General features: G+C 57.5%; 18 protein-coding genes and 1 riboswitch. Of the genes, 7 read left to right on the top strand and 11 right to left on the bottom strand.

All coding sequences use genetic code 11. The features are described from left to right. The first annotated feature begins 292 nt into the window (after nucleotides 1–292). Nucleotides 293–832, top strand: a complete 540-nt coding sequence (locus tag ACR0EL_RS13050) for an AAA family ATPase (protein ID WP_480500327.1) — start codon at nucleotides 293–295, stop codon at nucleotides 830–832. Nucleotides 833–2,029: 1,197 nt separating this feature from the next. Here the strand turns inward: ACR0EL_RS13050 and dxs are convergent. The 6 genes from dxs to ACR0EL_RS13020 form a co-directional block, all read right to left on the bottom strand. Further along, on the bottom strand, nucleotides 2,030–3,958 hold the full coding sequence (dxs, locus tag ACR0EL_RS13045; RefSeq protein WP_480500326.1) for a 1-deoxy-D-xylulose-5-phosphate synthase: 1,929 nt from the start codon (nucleotides 3,956–3,958) through the stop codon (nucleotides 2,030–2,032). Nucleotides 3,959–3,974: 16 nt separating this feature from the next. Beyond that, nucleotides 3,975–4,841 (bottom strand): polyprenyl synthetase family protein, encoded by an 867-nt coding sequence (locus ACR0EL_RS13040; protein ID WP_353008629.1) that lies wholly within the window; start codon nucleotides 4,839–4,841, stop codon nucleotides 3,975–3,977. After that, a complete protein-coding gene (locus tag ACR0EL_RS13035; protein WP_170534025.1) occupies nucleotides 4,842–5,084 on the bottom strand; it encodes an exodeoxyribonuclease VII small subunit in 243 nt (80 codons plus the stop codon). Continuing rightward, nucleotides 5,081–6,007, bottom strand: coding sequence for a histone deacetylase family protein (locus tag ACR0EL_RS13030; protein WP_480500325.1), 927 nt, complete (start codon nucleotides 6,005–6,007; stop codon nucleotides 5,081–5,083). Before ACR0EL_RS13030 ends, ACR0EL_RS13035 begins: the two co-directional genes overlap by 4 nt. 69 nt (nucleotides 6,008–6,076) lie before the next feature. Continuing rightward, nucleotides 6,077–6,778 carry a response regulator gene (locus tag ACR0EL_RS13025; RefSeq protein ID WP_480500324.1) on the bottom strand — a complete coding sequence of 234 codons (702 nt, stop codon included), beginning with the start codon at nucleotides 6,776–6,778 and terminating at the stop codon, nucleotides 6,077–6,079. Further along, nucleotides 6,775–7,287 (bottom strand): MarR family winged helix-turn-helix transcriptional regulator, encoded by a 513-nt coding sequence (locus ACR0EL_RS13020; protein WP_353008633.1) that lies wholly within the window; start codon nucleotides 7,285–7,287, stop codon nucleotides 6,775–6,777. The genes ACR0EL_RS13025 and ACR0EL_RS13020 overlap by 4 nt, the downstream gene beginning before the upstream one ends. Before the next feature lie 159 nt (nucleotides 7,288–7,446). On the opposite strand from ACR0EL_RS13020, the gene ACR0EL_RS13015 reads away from it, so the two are divergent. From ACR0EL_RS13015 to ACR0EL_RS12995, 5 genes are all read left to right on the top strand, one after another. Continuing rightward, nucleotides 7,447–8,313 carry a branched-chain amino acid aminotransferase gene (locus tag ACR0EL_RS13015; RefSeq protein WP_480500322.1) on the top strand — a complete coding sequence of 289 codons (867 nt, stop codon included), beginning with the start codon at nucleotides 7,447–7,449 and terminating at the stop codon, nucleotides 8,311–8,313. A gap of 126 nt (nucleotides 8,314–8,439) precedes the next feature. Beyond that, entirely contained in the window at nucleotides 8,440–9,390 is a 951-nt protein-coding gene (locus ACR0EL_RS13010) for an AraC family transcriptional regulator (protein WP_480500321.1), read from the top strand. A 109-nt stretch (nucleotides 9,391–9,499) separates the two neighbouring features. Beyond that, on the top strand, nucleotides 9,500–9,865 hold the full coding sequence (locus tag ACR0EL_RS13005) for an SPW repeat domain-containing protein (RefSeq protein WP_353008637.1): 366 nt from the start codon (nucleotides 9,500–9,502) through the stop codon (nucleotides 9,863–9,865). Between the two features lie 134 nt (nucleotides 9,866–9,999). Continuing rightward, nucleotides 10,000–11,568: an alkaline phosphatase D family protein gene (locus tag ACR0EL_RS13000; protein WP_480500319.1), complete on the top strand. Its 1,569-nt coding sequence runs from the start codon at nucleotides 10,000–10,002 to the stop codon at nucleotides 11,566–11,568. Nucleotides 11,569–11,768: 200 nt separating this feature from the next. Next, nucleotides 11,769–11,990 (top strand): hypothetical protein, encoded by a 222-nt coding sequence (locus tag ACR0EL_RS12995; protein WP_480500318.1) that lies wholly within the window; start codon nucleotides 11,769–11,771, stop codon nucleotides 11,988–11,990. A gap of 40 nt (nucleotides 11,991–12,030) precedes the next feature. Here the strand turns inward: ACR0EL_RS12995 and cobO are convergent, their stop codons facing one another. From cobO to ACR0EL_RS12970, 5 genes are all read right to left on the bottom strand, one after another. Next, the gene (cobO, locus tag ACR0EL_RS12990) at nucleotides 12,031–12,630 is read right to left on the bottom strand and encodes a cob(I)yrinic acid a,c-diamide adenosyltransferase (protein ID WP_480500317.1); all 600 of its coding nucleotides are present in this window, start codon (nucleotides 12,628–12,630) and stop codon (nucleotides 12,031–12,033) included. A 57-nt stretch (nucleotides 12,631–12,687) separates the two neighbouring features. Next, the gene (locus ACR0EL_RS12985) at nucleotides 12,688–13,623 is read right to left on the bottom strand and encodes a DMT family transporter (protein WP_480500316.1); all 936 of its coding nucleotides are present in this window, start codon (nucleotides 13,621–13,623) and stop codon (nucleotides 12,688–12,690) included. A 54-nt stretch (nucleotides 13,624–13,677) separates the two neighbouring features. Then, complete coding sequence (locus tag ACR0EL_RS12980; RefSeq protein ID WP_480500315.1) at nucleotides 13,678–14,340, bottom strand: HD domain-containing protein; 663 nt, start codon at nucleotides 14,338–14,340, stop codon at nucleotides 13,678–13,680. Then, nucleotides 14,324–15,424 carry a chorismate synthase gene (gene aroC, locus ACR0EL_RS12975; protein WP_480500314.1) on the bottom strand — a complete coding sequence of 367 codons (1,101 nt, stop codon included), beginning with the start codon at nucleotides 15,422–15,424 and terminating at the stop codon, nucleotides 14,324–14,326. The genes ACR0EL_RS12980 and aroC overlap by 17 nt, the downstream gene beginning before the upstream one ends. A 142-nt stretch (nucleotides 15,425–15,566) precedes the next feature. After that, on the bottom strand, nucleotides 15,567–16,007 hold the full coding sequence (locus tag ACR0EL_RS12970) for a 6,7-dimethyl-8-ribityllumazine synthase (RefSeq protein WP_480500313.1): 441 nt from the start codon (nucleotides 16,005–16,007) through the stop codon (nucleotides 15,567–15,569). A 70-nt stretch (nucleotides 16,008–16,077) separates the two neighbouring features. After that, nucleotides 16,078–16,225, bottom strand: a riboswitch (FMN riboswitch). Nucleotides 16,226–16,279: 54 nt separating this feature from the next. On the opposite strand from ACR0EL_RS12970, the gene ACR0EL_RS12965 reads away from it, so the two are divergent. Then, nucleotides 16,280–16,894 (top strand): FMN-binding negative transcriptional regulator, encoded by a 615-nt coding sequence (locus ACR0EL_RS12965; RefSeq protein WP_480500311.1) that lies wholly within the window; start codon nucleotides 16,280–16,282, stop codon nucleotides 16,892–16,894. The last annotated feature ends 10 nt before the right edge of the window (nucleotides 16,895–16,904 follow it).

Below are 16,904 nucleotides of genomic sequence, written 5' to 3'. Positions count from 1 at the left end.
CAACCTTCGATGGCGACTACGGTGTAGTTGCTGAGCTCAAAGCAACCTTCCGGTTTTGAACTCATCGGCGCCCGCACAGAAGGGCGCCGAACTAGTAGTTTTGAAAGTTGGGCGCGACCCTAACAGGGCTTTGTCTATTTAGGGTCGCAATGCAAATTTGAGAACTGCTTTATATTAAGCCCACAAGTTGCCTCAGCTGGCTAGACTGCAGTGGGCATAGCTGGAATCCTCGGCACCACCTGCGCAATCGATGTTTTCGGAGCTTGATTTTCATTTGAGCAGATAAAGAGGATTGATTTTGAGAAACAGGTTAATCTTGCTGACAGGCTGCTCCTGCGGGGGGAAATCCACGCTTCTGGATGCCCTCGGTGAACGTGGATTTGAAGTTGTCCCAGAACCGGGTCGGCGCATCGTCGAGGAAGAAATCACTAGTGGTGGCAAAGCCTTGCCCTGGATTAATATGAACGCATTCGCAATACGCGCCGTCGAAATCGCTCGTTCGGACTTAGATACGGCTCAGGCCCGTAATGGACCTGTGGTTTTTGATAGAGGTCTAATCGACGCGGCGGTTGCGTTGGAATACTCGGGCGGGCCGTCGCTGGGTGAAACGCTTGGTGATGAACGTATTTACGCCGAACCAGTATTTTTGTTTCCACCTTGGGAAGAACTGTTCGCAAGCGACGCTGTACGAAGACACGATTTCGATGCTGCAGTTCAAGAGTATCATCGCATCAGGCGCGCATTGAATGACCTTGGCTACAGTGTTTTGGTTTTGCCAAGAGTATCAGTGCGCGAGCGCGTTGAATTCGTACTGAATGAGCACGGATTGTAGCAGCTTGTCTCACTACAACGCACGTGAGATCGAATCTACTGATCGCCTACCGATAGATCTCTGATTTATCAACACCGCGAATTTGTGAAGATGGGATCTTTGTTGGTTTTGAATAGTTGCTTTGGTGCGACTAGAGCGACTCTTGTTGACCGCAACAATCAAACAAAGGTTTGATCATGATCTCCTACAAAAGCGTACACAGCCCGTGCCATCATATCCTAGTCGCAATGCTCTTCTGTATTCGTCAGGCACTATTCTAATGCGCTTGCAGAAGTGACCAGCTATCATCAGTTCCACTCGGTTGCGGGGTTAAGTTTGAGGTTGCTTTCAATCCCTGGGTTCGGTTTGGAAACGTCAATCGTGGAACGGGCGCGGTTCCGCTACTACCCCAATTCTGCATACCCGTTGATGGGGCCGGGTGTTGGATTTGGTTTAATTAGTAGGGCAGATCAGGAATTGTAGGGTTTTAGTAGGGCGGCAGAGTGCAATCGCTGGCCACTATATCAAAGACCGTGCTACGAATCGGTGAGTGAAAGTCCTTTATTGCTAAGCTCTTATGAGACTGAGAGCGACATGTTCAAGCTCCATCCAACTGCCTAGCACGAACTCGGAAAACAATTCGTAATGATGGGGTCGGGGGTTCGAGTCCCTTCAGCGGCACCAAAACTGGCTTTAAAGCACTTACCGAAGCGATCGAACGAATGTGACGCAACGTCCAAATCTAATACCGCTTGGTCAGAAAGTTGACGTAAACGTAAGCTTGCCAACGAAAATTTTGACTGACCGGTCAATAAACGCAAAAACTGGCGGAATTCCATACCTTTCACGGTCAAGTAAAACTCGTAAATGCGCCGTGTCGCTGCGGGTTCCGCTCACTCACAAAATTTCCTTGAGCCAGTTCCCCCTCACGGTTCGGAAACGGCCCGCAGCGACCTCATTGATTGAGAAATACACGCGCTGGAGTTTAACAATGTCGATTAAGTCGCTTCTAAACCAATGGTTGGAAAACAAAACAGTCCGTATTTCCATACCGGGAAATCTTGCTCCTGACTCATCTGATGACGAGCGTTTCGATGGGGGCCTAGACCAATCGGAAACCAAAGCTCTTTTTCATAGCGTGCTCCATGAGAAGCAAAACGATGGCATTGGCGGTCGCAGATAAGCCTGCGAGCGTTGCACCCAAGCTCAGCTTAGCGCTTACGCGCGCTTTTCTCCGATCGATGCGACGCCCAGAACATCCAGGACTTTCGCCTCGATATGTTCGGCATTCATACCTGCCACGGCATACATATCTGCCGGGCTGGCCTGATCGACAAAGATGTCGGGCAAAACCATTGACCGGTATTTCAGGCCCCGATCAAACACCCCTTCATCCGCCAACAATTGCGCGACGTGGCTGCCGAACCCGCCCACAGCGCCTTCTTCAATAGTGATCAGCGCCTCGTGCGTTTCCGCCAGACCCAGAATCAGATCGCGATCCAGTGGCTTAGCGAAACGGGCATCTGCGATGGTGGGCGTGATTCCCCGTGCGGCCAGCGACTCGGCGGCTTTCTGCACCTCGGCGAGGCGTGTGCCAAAGGAGAGCAATGCCACGCGCGCGCCTTCCTGGATCATGCGGCCCTTGCCGATCTCCAGCACCTCTCCGCGTTCGGGCAGGTCAACGCCCACACCTTCGCCACGTGGATAGCGAAACGCGATGGGGCCTTCGTCATGTGCGACTGCGGTGGCCACCATATGCATCAGTTCCGCCTCATCTGCGGCGGCCATGACAACCATACCTGGCAGGTTTGACAGGTAGGCAATGTCAAAGGACCCTGCATGGGTCGCGCCATCGGCACCGACCAGCCCGGCGCGGTCGATAGCAAAGCGGACAGGTAGGCGCTGGATCGCCACATCATGCACCACCTGATCGTATCCGCGCTGTAAGAAAGTCGAATAGATCGCGCAGAAGGGTTTCATCCCGCCTGCCGCCAGCGCGGCCGAGAAGGTCACCCCGTGCTGTTCCGCAATCGCCACATCAAAACAGCGCGACGGGTAGCGTTCCGCAAACAGGTTCAGCCCGGTCCCATCCGGCATTGCCGCCGTGACAGCCACGATCTTGTCATCGCGCGCGGCCTCTTCCACCAGCGTCTTGCCAAAGACCGACGTATAAGATGGTGCGTTCGATGGCGCCTTTTTCTGCTCGCCCGTCACCACATCGAACTTGGCGGTGGCGTGGCCCTTGTCGCGGGCTTGCTCGGCGGGGGCGTAGCCTTTGCCCTTCTTGGTCAGAACGTGAATCAGGATCGGACCCGTCGCACGCGCTTTGACCGTGCGGAGCACCGGCAGCAATTGGTCAAGATCATGCCCGTCGATTGGACCGAGATAGGAAAAGCCAAGCTCTTCAAACAAAGTGCCGCCAACGGCCATGCCTTTCAGCATCTCCTTGGCGCGCTTGGCCCCCTCGCGGAACGGCTCAGGCAGCAGCGACACCGCACCCTTAGCAGCGGCTTTCAGATCGTGAAACGGTTCCTCGGCATAGATGCGCGATAGGTAATTGGACAGCGCACCCACCGGAGGGGCAATGCTCATCTCATTGTCGTTCAGAATCACGATCAGGCGCTTTTTGAGGTGGCCCGCATTGTTCATCGCCTCAAAGGCCATACCCGCCGACATCGACCCATCGCCGATCACCGCAATCGCGTCACCCAGCCCCTCAGGCGTCACGCCACCCAGATCGCGCGCAACCGCAAAGCCGAGCGCTGCGCTAATAGACGTACTTGAATGGGCCGCGCCAAACGGATCATAGGGGCTTTCGCTGCGTTTGGTGAAGCCGCTGAGGCCATCTTTCATCCGCAGGGTGCGGATACGATCCCGACGTTCTGTCAGGATCTTATGCGGATAGCACTGGTGCCCTACATCCCAGACAATCTTGTCGCGCGGCGTGTCGAAGACTGCGTGCAGCGCCGTCGTCAGTTCCACAACGCCCAGTCCCGCACCCAGATGGCCGCCGGTGACGGACACGGCGGAAATCGTCTCGGTCCGCAACTCCAGCGCCACCTGATGCAACTGCGCGTCCGAAAACTGCTTGAGGTCAGCAGGACGATTCACAAGGTCCAGCAGAGGCGTGTTCGGACGATCAGACATTTAGCGCGTTCCTGACTTAGCTGTCCCGGGCAATAACGAAGCGGGCGGCATCCTTCAAGGTTTCGGCCCTCGGTCCATATCCATCCAGCGCGGCGCAAGCCTGATCCACCAGTTCTGCCGCACGGGTTTTGGCCGGTCCCAACCCCAGCAGCGACACAAACGTGGCTTTGCCCGCATCCGCATCTTTCTGCAGCCGTTTCCCGGCGCGCTCCGCATCACCTTCTACATCCAAGATGTCATCTGCAATTTGAAAAGCAAGGCCAAGGGCTTGGGCATATTGGCGCAAGGCGGACGGATCAGCTTGTGCCAGACGCGCGCCGGCGCAGGCAGACCATTCGATCAAAGCACCAGTTTTGCCTGCTTGCAAATGGGTGATCTCCTCAAGCGACAAAGGCTTGGCCGCCGATTCAGCAGCGATGTCCAGAGCCTGACCCATAACCATGCCCTGCGCACCGCTGGCTTTGGCCAGCGACAAGGCCAGATCCGCGCGAATTTCGGCATTGCCCACCTCTGGGCGTGTGCACAGCTCAAAGGCCAGGGTCTGCAGCGCGTCCCCGGCCAGAACCGCCGTTCCCTCATCCCATTTTACATGGGTCGTGGGGCGCCCGCGCCGCAGGTCATCATCATCCATGCAGGGCAGATCGTCGTGGACCAAAGAGTAGGCATGCAATGCCTCAATCGCTGTGGCGGGCCAAATGGCGTGGGCCTCGTCCACGTCATGCAGGCGGGCGCTTTCCAGCACCAAAAACCCACGCAACCGCTTGCCGCCCCGGGTGGCATAGCCCATGGCCCGCGTCACGTCGAAATCATCGAAGCCCTTCAGCACATGGTCAAACTGCGCCTGAATCTGCGCGGCGTCCTGTGCCAGCCTTCCCCGAAACATTTACTGACCGTCGACAGGTGTCGTCCCGGTTGGCTGGCCGCCCGCGTCCAAAGTGATCGCGGCAACCTTCTCTTCGGCCCGCTTCAACTCATCTTCACAGCGTTTCTTCAAGGCAGCCCCGCGTTCATAAAGCGCAATTGACTGATCCAGAGCCACGTCGCCGCGTTCCAACTGGCCGACCACAGCTTCAAGCTCTTTCATCGCCTGTTCAAACGTCATCTGTTCAACGGGAGTATCAGTCATTGTGCTGCCTTCATCAGTTCTTCCACATGGGCGCGTGTCGCCTCGGCCAGTGCGTTCAGATCATACCCGCCTTCCAGAGTCGAGACGATACGGCCCTCACAAACCTCACCCGCGATCTTGCACAGCTCAGCCGTGACCCATGCAAAATCGCCCATCGACCAGTTCAAATTGGCCAGCGGATCGTCCTGATGGGCGTCAAACCCGGCTGAGATGATGATCAACTCAGGTTTGAACGCCCGCAGACGCGAAAACGCCTGCGCCTCATAAGCTGCCCGCATCTCAGACCCACCCGTGCCGGGGGCCAGGGGAATGTTCACAATGGTTTCATATGCGCCGGTCTCATCCGGTCGTCCCGATCCGGGCCACAAGGGCATCTGCTGGCTGGTTATTACCAGCGCGCGCTTCTCGTCCCACAGCAGCTCCTGCGTGCCATTGCCGTGGTGCACATCGAAATCGACGACCGCGACGCGGCTTAGCCCGTGATGATCCAGCGCATTTTTCGCTGCCAGCGCCGCATTGCCGAACAGGCAAAACCCCATGGCCTTGTCGGTTTCCGCATGATGGCCCGGTGGCCGGATCGCGCAAAAAGCGTTCGAAACCTCTCCCCCAAGTACAAGATCGACCGCCCGCACGACGGCGCCCGCCGCGCGATAGGCCGCATCGACCGAGCCCGGAGACATAAAAGTATCCCCATCAATTTGCGTATAGCCGTCAGCTGGACGCGCTGCGCGAATATCCCGGATGTAGTTCTCCGGATGAATCCGCAACAAATCATCATCCGCCGCCATCGGCGCTGTTCTGCGATCCAGATCCAAAGGCTCCAGCGCATGAAGAATATGCTCCAAGCGCGCCACCCGCTCAGGATGTCCATCCGGCGTCACATGTCCCAGACAATCGGCATGGGTCAGCAAGGCAGTCTTCATCGGGATCCCCTGTTCATATGGCTAAAAATATCCTCGCCGAAGGCATAAAATCGCCGCGCAGCGGCCAAATCAATCCGGGGCCAGCATGTATCCGGCCCCCCGGACCGTCTGCAGGTACCGAGGCTGCTTCGGATCCTGCTCGATCTTCCGACGTAGACGGGTGATCTGCACATCCACCGCGCGTTCCTGCGCCTGTCCTTTGTCGCGGCCCAGATCCTCAACCAGTTTCGCCCGACTGATCGGCTCACCCGGCTGTGCCGAGAATATCTTCATCAACTGGCTCTCGGTCGCGGTCAGGCGCACCGGGTCTTCACCCTGCCACATCTCGCCGCGTTCAATGTCATAGCGGATCGGCCCCAATGTCAGGATCTTAGCTGCTGCATCCTGCGCAGGCGTTTCGGGCATGCGTCTTAGAATGGCGTTGATGCGCAGCAGCAACTCTTTCGGCTCGAACGGTTTGGCCAGATAGTCATCGGCCCCGGCTTCCAATCCCGCAATCCGATGCTCGGTTTCCCCCCGGGCGGTCAACAAGAGGATCGGTGTGCTGTGCGTTTCGCGCAGTGATTTGGTTAGGCTTACGCCATCTTCGCCGGGCATCATCACATCCAGCACGATCATGTCGAAATCCAGCCCCGACAGCACCCGGCGCGCATGGGCTGCGTCGCGGGCTGCGGTCACCAGAAACCCATTCCGCATCAGAAACTTCTTCAGCAGATCGCGAATGCGCTCGTCATCGTCGACGATCAGCAGATGGGCGTCCATATCGCTCATGAGGTCGTATCCCGCAACTTCGTGTAAGCATGACGCATATCAGCATCCATCATCGCTTCAAGAACTTTACGAAATCCGGCGACGGCTTCGGGCCCGGCATCCTTGTAGGCGGCCCGCATCCGCGCGCGCTGAGCGTCGGACAGAGTTGCCTCGAGCGCGTGGCCTTTTTCCGTCAGGAACAGATGCCGTTCGCGCTTGTCCACGGTTCCAACCCGGCTTTCGACCATACCATCCTCAATCAATGTCCGTAGCACACGGTTCAGGGATTGCTTTGTCACACCCAGAATGGCCAGCAGGTTGTTGACCGTCGTACCCGGTGCGCGATTGACGAAATGGATCGCCCGATGGTGGGCGCGGCCATAAGACATCTCGGACAGGATGCGATCGGGATCAGCAGTAAAGCCGCGATAGGCAAAGAACATGGCCTCGATCCCCTGCCGCAACTGCTCATCAGTAAGAAACAACAGGCTTTCGCCCCCAAACTTTGGGGCGGGGCGGATTTCGGACATATCATGCCTCATGCGTTACACGGCTTCGAGTTTATGTCAGCGTTATTGACATTCCAAGGGCAGACAGGTATCGAATCGCAGTTTTTGCGCAAGATTGTGTCCGCATCGGACCTAAATAGCGCAACAATCGGAAATTCAACCCAAGGCTGGAGGTTTCGCATGGCGGGGTATGATGATCGTGATGGCACCATCTGGCTGGATGGCAAGCTGGTTCCATGGCGTGAGGCGAACGTACATATTCTAACCCACGCAATGCACTATGCGTCCTCTGTGTTCGAGGGTGAGCGTGCCTATAACGGCAAGATCTTCAAAAGCCGCGAACATTCCGAGCGTCTGATTGCCTCGGCTGAGGCTTTGGACATGCCGATGCCCTATTCGGTCGATGATATCGAAACCGCCAAGGAAGAAACCCTGAAAGCCAGCGGTCTGACGGACGCTTATGTGCGGGCGCTCGTCTGGCGCGGATCGGGTCAGGATATGGGTGTCGCCTCGGCCAAGAACCCGGTGCGTATGGCCATCGCGGTCTGGCCTTGGGGTGCCTATTATGGCGATGCCAAGATGCAGGGTGCCAAGCTGGATATCGCAGAATGGAAGCGCCCCAGCCCTGAAACCATCCCGGTGCACGCCAAAGCGGCAGGCCTGTACATGATCTGCACGATCTCAAAGCACAAGGCCGAAGCCAAGGGGTGTTCCGACGCGCTGTTCATGGACTGGCGCGGCTATGTGGCCGAAGCAACCGGTGCGAACGTGTTCTTCGTCAAGGACGGAGAGGTGCACACCCCGCTGGCCGATTGCTTCTTGAATGGCATTACACGTCAGACCGTGATTCAGATGCTGAAAGACAAGGGCCTCACGGTCCATGAACGCCGCATCAAGCCCGAAGAAATGGCGGATTTCGAACAGTGTTGGCTGACCGGCACAGCGGCCGAGGTCACGCCTGTAGGCCAAATCGGTGACTACACGTTTGAGGTGGGCGACATCACGCGTGAGATCGCCGAAGACTATGAGAAACTGGTGCGCACCTAAGCGACGTTGACGCATCAGCCCTGAACCCTCGCGTAAGGCGGGGGTTTTTCTTTGCGCATCGTTCAAGTTCTTGTGCAGATCGCTCAGACAGCTGGACGAATGTATGGGCCGCTGTAGGTTACACCCATGCTAGACCTGCTGAGCGATATCCTGACACGTCTGTCCCTAAGGGGAACGTTCTACTTCCGAACCTCTTTCACGCCACCCTTCGGTGTCCAGGTGCCGTCCTATCAGAATGTGGCGCGCTTCCACTTTGTGCAACGGGGTGAGTTGAAAATATTTGTCTCTAACACGGGCGAAACTGTGCGTCTTAAGCAAGGCGACCTAATCCTGATCCCCCACGGTTCTGCCCATGCACTGTTGTGCAACGAGGTCCAGCCGGTGGATGCGTTGCCGCTTGAACAGGTGCTGGAGGAGTCGGGTTATCAGGGGGATGGTGTGCTGGTTTATGGCGGTGAAGAGACCGGGCGTGACACTCAGCTGATCTGTGGTCACTTCTCATTCACGGGTCCGCCGGGGCGCCAAGGTACCGGCCATATGCTGATCGACCGCCTGCCACCTTACATCCTGATCGAGAACTATGGCGAAGAGGCCGGGGCCTGGATCGAAGCCACCCTTCGCATGATCGGGTCTGAGGTTAGCGGTGCGCGGATTGGCGGTGACTTGATCGCACTGAAACTCTCGGAAGTGCTGTTTGCGCAGGCAATCCGCGCCCATCTTGAACATCAAAGCCCTACCGATTCGGCCCTTGCGGGGTTTGCTGACCCTCGTATCTCGCGCGCTTTGACTGCATTTCATCAAGCGCCCGCGCAGGAGTGGAGCGTTGAGTCTCTGGCGCGTGAGGCGGGGATGTCACGCACTGCCTTCGCACAGCTTTTTGCTGAGAAGATGGCAACCACGCCAATGCAATATCTGACCGATTGGCGCATGCAAATCGCCTGCCATGGCCTGACCGAGGCGCGCTGGAATGTGGCTGATGCGGCGGCAGAGGTTGGATATGCTTCCGAAGCCGCCTTTTCCCGAGTGTTCAAGAAACAGATCGGCCTATCCCCGGCAGCCTATCGATCGATGCACTGATCGATCAGGTTTCTGAACGATCTGCACCATTTCGCGTACGATCCGGAATTCTGCGACCAACTACCTGCACCTAACTTGGGGCCATACCAACCCAGGAAAGGAAATCGCAATGTCTGTTCGCTTTGTCACTCGCTCCGTCCACGCGTATCTGGACTATCCTGTCGCTATCGCCCTGATGGTGCTGCCCTTCGTGCTTGGACTGGGTCAATCAAATCCGCTGGCTTTGTGGCTGTCTGTCGTCACCGGGGCGGCAGCCTTCGTGCTGACTGTCCTGACGGATCACCACCTCGGCATCTGGCGCGTGTTGCCCTACAAATTTCATCTGGCTGTCGATCTGCTGGTCGGCATTACATTCCTGTTTGCACCCAGCATGTTTGGGTTTTCGGGTCTGGACGCAGCATTCTACTGGCTGAACGGGGCTGCAGTCGTCGCGGTTATCTCGCTCAGCGCACCCGAGCAACGCGTAGCTGCCTGAGCAGTTATCCACAGGGCTTCATAATATCATCGTGATAGTTTCAAGAAACTGAGCCGTCCGTTTTACAAATGGGCGGTTCACTGCGGCTTACCAATCGCGCGCCTTCGAACAGGTGTCCAGACAGGAGAGCCCCCATGACCAAATTCCTTCGCCCCAACCGCCGCATGTTTCTGGCTGGCAGCACCGCTGCCGCAGCCTCGCTGTCGATGCCAGCGATCAGCCGCGCCGCTTCGCGCCCGGTGTTTACCCACGGCGTTCAGTCGGGCGATGTGGACACAAGCTCTGGCATGATCTGGACCCGTACAGATCGCCCGGCGCGCGTGATGATGGAGGTTTCGACCACCGAGAGCTTTGCCGATGCCCGCAAATTACCGCCAATGGATGCCATCCCAAACAGCGATTTTGCGGTTAAGCGTCTTATCGATGGGCTGCCCTCGGATCAGGATATCTTCTATCGTTTTGTGGCCGCTGATCTGAGCGATATCAACACCATATCAGAGCCTATTATTGGCCAATTCCGCACCGCGCCGACCGCACGTCGCAATATTCGGTTTGCTTGGTCAGGGGATACCGCCGGTCAGGGCTGGGGCATCGACGACGATGGAATGCGCACCTATGCGACCATGAGCCAGCACCGGCCCGATTTCTTCATCCATTCTGGCGATACGGTCTACGCCGATGGCCCGATGCAGGACGAGGTTGAAAAAGATGGGCAGGTGATCTGGAGGAACGCCACCTTGATTGACGAGAAACGCAAGGTTGCGGAAACACTGGATGAATTCCGCGCCCAGTGGAAATACAACATGATGGACGAACATGTGCGGGCGATGAATGCGGTCTGCCCGACCTTTTTCCAGTGGGATGACCATGAGGTGGTGAACAACTGGTCGGATGCCAAAGACCTGATTTCCGATGACCGGTATTCAGAGAAATCGGTGCATGTTCTGCAAGCCCGCGCGGGTCGTGCCTTTCATGAGATGACGCCGCTGCGGATCACACCGGCTGAACCCGGTCGGGTTTATCGAAAGATATCATACGGTCCTATGCTGGACGTGTTCTTCCTGGATCTTCGGAGCTATCGCGGCCCGAACGGTCCGGCGATGGAAGATGAGATCACGGACCAGTCCCGCATTCTGGGTGCGGCACAGTTGGATTGGCTAAAGCGCGAGCTTGCAGCATCACAAGCGACCTGGAAAGTCATCGCCTCGGACATGCCGATTGGCTTGATTGTCTGGGACAACTGGAAGGAACAGGCCGGGGCAGAGGCGATCTCGAACGGTGATAGTGGACCAGCCAAGGGGCGCGAGTTAGAGATTGCCGATCTGCTGCGGTTCATCAAAACTGCAGGCGTCACCAACACTGTCTGGTTCACCGCGGACGTGCACTATACCGCGGCGCACTACTATGACCCTAACAAAGCTCAATTCCAAGATTTTGAACCGTTTTGGGAGTTTGTGTCTGGTCCTCTCCACGCGGGAACCTTTGGCCCGAATGCGCTGGATAGCACGTTCGGTCCCGAGGTAAAATTTGTCAAAGCCCCCGCCGAAGGGCAGGGCGTCAACCTTCCCCCAAGCGCTGGTTTGCAGTTCTTTGGTCTGGTCGACATTGATGGCGGCACACAACAGATGACGGTGCGCCTGATGGATCGTGCCGATACCGAGCTTTGGTCGGTGACTTTGGATCCGCAAGGTCAGTCCATCTGAGACTTGTTTCCCTGTGACTTGCGCCCTCGTTGTTTTTCGAGGGCGTTTTTTCCTTGAAATAATCGACAAAAACAGTCAGATAAAAACCAACGCCGGATTGTACCTCGTCCGGCCATAGGTTTCGGGGTGGTTTGCAGGCTTAGCGCGCAACTTGGTGATGGCGTGCCGCCGCTCCGAAAACGACCGCGTAGGGTTCTGGTATGGGCGATCCGCTTGAAGAGATCATTGCACGGCATGACGCTGCAACCGCTTGTGGCTGCAGCTGCTGCGACACTGACTTTGCCGCCTATTTCGACTGCACGAAACGCGAGAGCGCGATTTCTGAACGGCCCGAAGACGTAACATTGTCTGAAAGCGCCACCAGTCGCACGGATTCGATACGCTATATCTTTGAAAATGTACTTCTAAGGCGCTTTGAATAAGGCAGGTGTGGCCCTTGCATCCTGCCCGCTACAAAACCCCTTAGTAATCAACGCCACGCTGTGCCTTGATGCCCGATTGGAAAGGGTGTTTTTCTTCGGTCATTTCAGTGACCAGATCGGCATAGTCACGCAGTGCTTGCGGCGCGTCGCGGCCCGTCAGGAAAACGCTAGTCTTATCCGACCGCGCCTTGAGACCGTCTAGTACACCTTCGACCGACAGGTATTCATACCGCAGCGCGATATTAATCTCGTCCAGCACGACCAGATCATAATCCCCGCCAGCCATCAGATCGCATGCCTTGTCAAAGGCGGCGGTAGCGGCGGCAATATCGCGTTCGCGATCTTGTGTGTCCCAGGTAAAACCTTCGCCCATCGTGTGCCACGTCACCAGATCGCGGTCTTGAAAGAACCGGCGCTCGCCCGTTTTCCATTTGCCTTTGATGAACTGAACAACGGCAACCTTTTGCCCCCAGCCCAGCGCACGGATCACAACACCAAAGGCTGCCGAGGACTTCCCCTTGCCCTTGCCAGTATTGATCAGAACCAGGCCGCGCCCCGGATCGACCGCCTCGGACACTTTCTTGCGGTGCTTGGCCTGCACCTTCTGCATTTTTTCCTTGTGATCCTGCGCGTCGCTCATGGGGCACCCTTATTGATTGTTCCGCCCAACCTAGGCGAAGTTTGCGAAAGGTAAAGATCAGGCTTTGGGGTCCGTGACCGAACGGGCCTTGCCGCGTTCCAGCCCAAGCTGATGCTCGCGCCAGATCACGACCACATTGCCCGCGATCACGAGAGTAGCCCCCAGCAGAATGGCCAGTGTTGGCAGTTCATCAAACCAGACATAGCCAATGAAGATGGCAAAAAGCATTGTGGTGTAGTCATACGGCGCCAGCATTGAGGCTTGCCCGAACCGATAGGATGAGGTCACCAGAATTTGCGCCACCCCGCCGACAAGGCCCATTGCAATCAGTATTAGAGCCTGATTCAGGGTCGGCATCGTCCATCCCCAGAACGCAGTCAACGAGGAGAGTAGCGTCGCGGTCATCGAAAAATAGAACACGATGGCGGCGGGATGATCGACCTTAACCAGTTGGCGGATATGGATTTGAACAAAGGCGCGGGCCAGCGTTGCGCCTAGGACGCATAGCGCGCCTATGGTTGCGGCCATTTCCATTTGGGTGCTGCCCAGCCGGGGCCAGATCATGATCAAAACCCCCAACAACCCCAGTGCCACAGCGCCGATGCGGATCATGCGAATACGCTCGCCCAGCATGACGGCGGCCAGAATCAGGGTGAAGATCGGGGTGGCATAGCCGATAGCGGTGACCTCGGGCAGCGGCAGCAGGCTGAGGCCGGTAAAGGTCAGGCCCATGGCGCTGGTGCCCAGCACGCCGCGCCAGAAATGACCCATGGGTTTTTTGACCACAAAGCCTTGCGCCAATTCCCCTCGCCAGATCAGCCAGGCAATGATCACCGGAACGGCAAAGAGCGAGCGGAAAAAGACCAGCTCACCGGGAGGGAAATCCTCGGACAGGGCTTTGACCAATGCCGACATCGAGGTGAACAGCATCAGCGCGGCCAGTTTCAGACCCACGGCAAGCATGGGTCGATGCGATGTTAAGGATTGTGCCATGTGCCGCGAACCTGCGCCTTTGGTGCGGAAAGATCAACGACGGGATTGTACCAATTATGCAGATTTCCAATGATCGGGAACAGGGTGGCCGATTTCCTCTGCCAGGGCCTCAAGATATCGCAGCATCACTGACACACGCGCGGTCGCCAGATCCCGCCCGCTCTGTGTAAGCATACCGGACGGTAGGTCGAGCAGTTTGATCTTCCAATGGTCGATCGCGAATGTCAGATCGTCCAGATTGCGGTTTTCTGCAAATGGGTCATCAAGATCGTAAAGCGTCCGGTCCAGAGCACCGGCCACAGTGAAACACCGGGCAATCCCAATTGCCCCAAGCGCATCGAGGCGATCCGCATCGCGCAGGATGCGGGCCTCGGACGAGCGAGGCGGGATATTGGCCGAGTAGCTATGAGCTTCGATGGCATGTTGCGTGGCATGGATCGAGGGGTCGTCAAAGCCCAAATCGTCCAATATAGACCCTGATATTTGTGCCGATTTACGAGATGCGAGATGCCGGTTCGGATCGTTTTTCGGCAGGTTGACCAGATCGTGCAGATAGCACGCGGCCATGAGAACCTGCATATTGGCCTGATCATCTGCGATAGCCTGTGCGTTGCGCCAGACGCGGTCCAGATGCGCCAGATCATGGGCCGGATCAGCCTGCATGCGCTGCGCGACGATGCCGCGCAGCCGGGTGCGGAGATTAGCCAATGTGGCCACGGTTCTCGCCGATCTGACCGCGATGCAGCAGCAGGTGATCCAGGATCACACAGGCCATCATCGCCTCGCCTACCGGCACGGCTCGGATTCCGACACATGGGTCGTGGCGGCCTTTGGTGATGATCTCGGTTTCCTCGCCAGATTTTGTAATCGTCTTGCGCGTGGTCAGGATCGATGAGGTCGGTTTGACCGCAAAGCGCACCACGATGTCCTGTCCGGTCGAGATGCCGCCCAGAATGCCGCCCGCATGGTTCGAGCTGTATTGGGGGCCGTTCTGGCCCATGAAAATCTCATCTGCATTGGCCTCGCCGGTCAGTTCAGCGGCGGCCATGCCTTCTCCAATTTCAACGCCTTTGACCGCATTGATCGACATCATCGCCGCGGCCAGATCAGTGTCTAACTTGGCGTATATTGGCGCGCCCAATCCGGCGGGGACGCCGCGCGCGACGACTTCGACAATCGCGCCGACCGAGTTGCCGGACTTGCGCAGGTCGTCCAGATAGGCGGCCCAGTCCTCGGCGGCTTGGGCGTCAGGTGTCCAGAAGGGGTTCTGTTCTATCTGCGACCAGTCGAAATTGGCGCGGTCGATCCTGTGTGGGCCGATCTGGGTCATGTAGCCGGTGATCTGCACATTGGGCGCGATCTGTTTGATCGCTTCACGCGCCAGCCCTCCGGCCGCGACGCGCGAGGCGGTTTCGCGCGCCGAACTGCGCCCGCCGCCGCGATAGTCGCGGATGCCGTATTTTTGCCAGTAGGTGATATCGGCGTGACCCGGGCGGAACTTGTCCATGATATCGCCGTAGTCCTTCGAGCGCTGGTCCGTGTTCTCGATCATCAGCTGAACTGGCGTGCCGGTGGTCCGACCTTCGAAAACGCCGGACAGGATTTTCACCTGATCGGGCTCGCGCCGCTGGGTGGTGAATTTGTTCTGCCCCGGTTTGCGCTTGTCCAGCCACTGTTGGATCGTCGTCGCGTCGATTGTCACACCCGGAGGGCAGCCATCAACGGTGGCACCTAATGCGGGCCCATGGCTTTCACCCCAGGTGGTGACGCGGAAGAGGTGTCCAAAGCTGTTCATCGACATGGGGCATGCTCCTTTGAGGGATGTGATTAGCGGGCACAGGGCTTGGCCTCAAGCGGATTTCGGATAAGGGGGAGGGGGCCAGCCCCCTCTTGAGCCGCTGGCTCAATTCACCCCCGGGATATTTTTGGCCAGATGAAGTGGATCAGGCTTGCGCTTTCAAGGACTGGCGGGCTTTGGAGATCGCAAGCGCAGCGTGTGCAGCCTCGCGGCCTTTTTGCACGAAGTGGTCGCGATAGATGGCATTGTGGTGGTCGGTTTCCTGATACTGATGTGGGGTCAGTGAGACCGACAGGACGGGGATGCCGCTGTCCAGGCCGGCCCGCATTAGCCCATCAACTACGGCTTGGGCCACAAAATCGTGCCGGTAGATCCCGCCATCCACCACAAACGCCGCGCAGGCGATTGCGGCGTAGCGTCCGGTTTGGGCCAGATCACGGGCCAGTAGGGGCATTTCGAACGCGCCGGGGGCGTCGAAGACATCAACCTGATCGCTGGGGATGAGTTGCAGAAATCCATCGAGTGCACGGTCGACAATATCGGAGTGCCAGTTGGCTTTGATGAAGGCATAGCGGGTGTGTGTCATTCGGACCTCCTGAGTTACAGACACGTCACCCAAGGCGATCACGAGCAGGCGCGCCGCTGGGCGGCACGATGCACGTTCTCTTCCATCCGGACTGTAACCGTCGGCTCTGGCTTCTCACCAGATCTGCTGACACCCCGTTAACCGCGGCCGCTCGCGGGCTTACGGATCATTGCCCGCATACCGCCGGTGGGGAATTTCGCCCCGCCCTGAGAACAGGCAGGACCTTGCATAGAACTCACCTGATCTGCAAGAGATTTGACAGGAGGATTTTCATGCACCCCAATCCCGCATTTCGCGCCGAAGAGCGCGCCCGGCATATAACCTTTGCCCGTGACCGTGGCTTTGGCGTTTTGGCTGTGTCAGGCGATGCCGCGCCGATCATGAGTCACGTCCCGTTTTTGCTGGACGAGACGGGTGAGCTGGCCGAGTTGCATCTGGTAAGGTCAAACCCGATTGTCAGGCTGCTCAAGGAACCGCGCACTGTGCGGATCGCGGTGACGGGGCCGGATGCGTATATCTCGCCCGACTGGTACGACGTGGATGATCAAGTGCCGACCTGGAACTATGTTGCGGTTCATCTGATCGGCCGTCTTGAGCTGCGCCCGCAGGAGGAATTGTTGGATCTGCTGAACCGGCAATCTGCTTTTTATGAACAGAAACTGCTGCCGAAACCCCCTTGGGTCACAGGTAAGATGTCAGAGGATGCTCTGACCCGGATGATGCGGATGATCGTGCCGTGTAGAATGCAGGTTGAGGATATTCAGGGCACCTGGAAACTGGGTCAGAACAAGCCCGATGAGGTGCGACGCGCTGCAGCGGATCAGGTGGAGACCGGGTTTGGCGCTGAAATCAATGAACTCGCCGGATTGATGCGGGAGGTGAAATAGCCCTTATTTA

This window comes from Ruegeria sp. AH12 (assembly GCF_056541465.1).
The sequence above is the reverse complement of the archived record's forward strand: the minus strand, read 5'-3'. Positions and strand labels throughout refer to the sequence as shown.

Bases quoted from the DNA above. Each gene is read 5' to 3' on its own strand.
- dxs (WP_480500326.1), bottom strand. From the start codon at position 3,958: ATGTCTGATCGTCCGAACACGCCTCTGCTGGACCTTGTGAATCGTCCT.
- ACR0EL_RS13040 (WP_353008629.1), bottom strand. From the start codon at position 4,841: ATGTTTCGGGGAAGGCTGGCACAGGACGCCGCGCAGATTCAGGCGCAG.
- ACR0EL_RS13035 (WP_170534025.1), bottom strand. From the start codon at position 5,084: ATGACTGATACTCCCGTTGAACAGATGACGTTTGAACAGGCGATGAAA.
- ACR0EL_RS13030 (WP_480500325.1), bottom strand. From the start codon at position 6,007: ATGAAGACTGCCTTGCTGACCCATGCCGATTGTCTGGGACATGTGACG.
- ACR0EL_RS13025 (WP_480500324.1), bottom strand. From the start codon at position 6,778: ATGAGCGATATGGACGCCCATCTGCTGATCGTCGACGATGACGAGCGC.
- ACR0EL_RS13020 (WP_353008633.1), bottom strand. From the start codon at position 7,287: ATGTCCGAAATCCGCCCCGCCCCAAAGTTTGGGGGCGAAAGCCTGTTG.
- ACR0EL_RS13015 (WP_480500322.1), top strand. From the start codon at position 7,447: ATGGCGGGGTATGATGATCGTGATGGCACCATCTGGCTGGATGGCAAG.
- ACR0EL_RS13010 (WP_480500321.1), top strand. From the start codon at position 8,440: ATGCTAGACCTGCTGAGCGATATCCTGACACGTCTGTCCCTAAGGGGA.
- ACR0EL_RS13005 (WP_353008637.1), top strand. From the start codon at position 9,500: ATGTCTGTTCGCTTTGTCACTCGCTCCGTCCACGCGTATCTGGACTAT.
- ACR0EL_RS13000 (WP_480500319.1), top strand. From the start codon at position 10,000: ATGACCAAATTCCTTCGCCCCAACCGCCGCATGTTTCTGGCTGGCAGC.
- ACR0EL_RS12995 (WP_480500318.1), top strand. From the start codon at position 11,769: ATGGGCGATCCGCTTGAAGAGATCATTGCACGGCATGACGCTGCAACC.
- cobO (WP_480500317.1), bottom strand. From the start codon at position 12,630: ATGAGCGACGCGCAGGATCACAAGGAAAAAATGCAGAAGGTGCAGGCC.
- ACR0EL_RS12985 (WP_480500316.1), bottom strand. From the start codon at position 13,623: ATGGCACAATCCTTAACATCGCATCGACCCATGCTTGCCGTGGGTCTG.
- aroC (WP_480500314.1), bottom strand. From the start codon at position 15,424: ATGTCGATGAACAGCTTTGGACACCTCTTCCGCGTCACCACCTGGGGT.
- ACR0EL_RS12970 (WP_480500313.1), bottom strand. From the start codon at position 16,007: ATGACACACACCCGCTATGCCTTCATCAAAGCCAACTGGCACTCCGAT.
- ACR0EL_RS12965 (WP_480500311.1), top strand. From the start codon at position 16,280: ATGCACCCCAATCCCGCATTTCGCGCCGAAGAGCGCGCCCGGCATATA.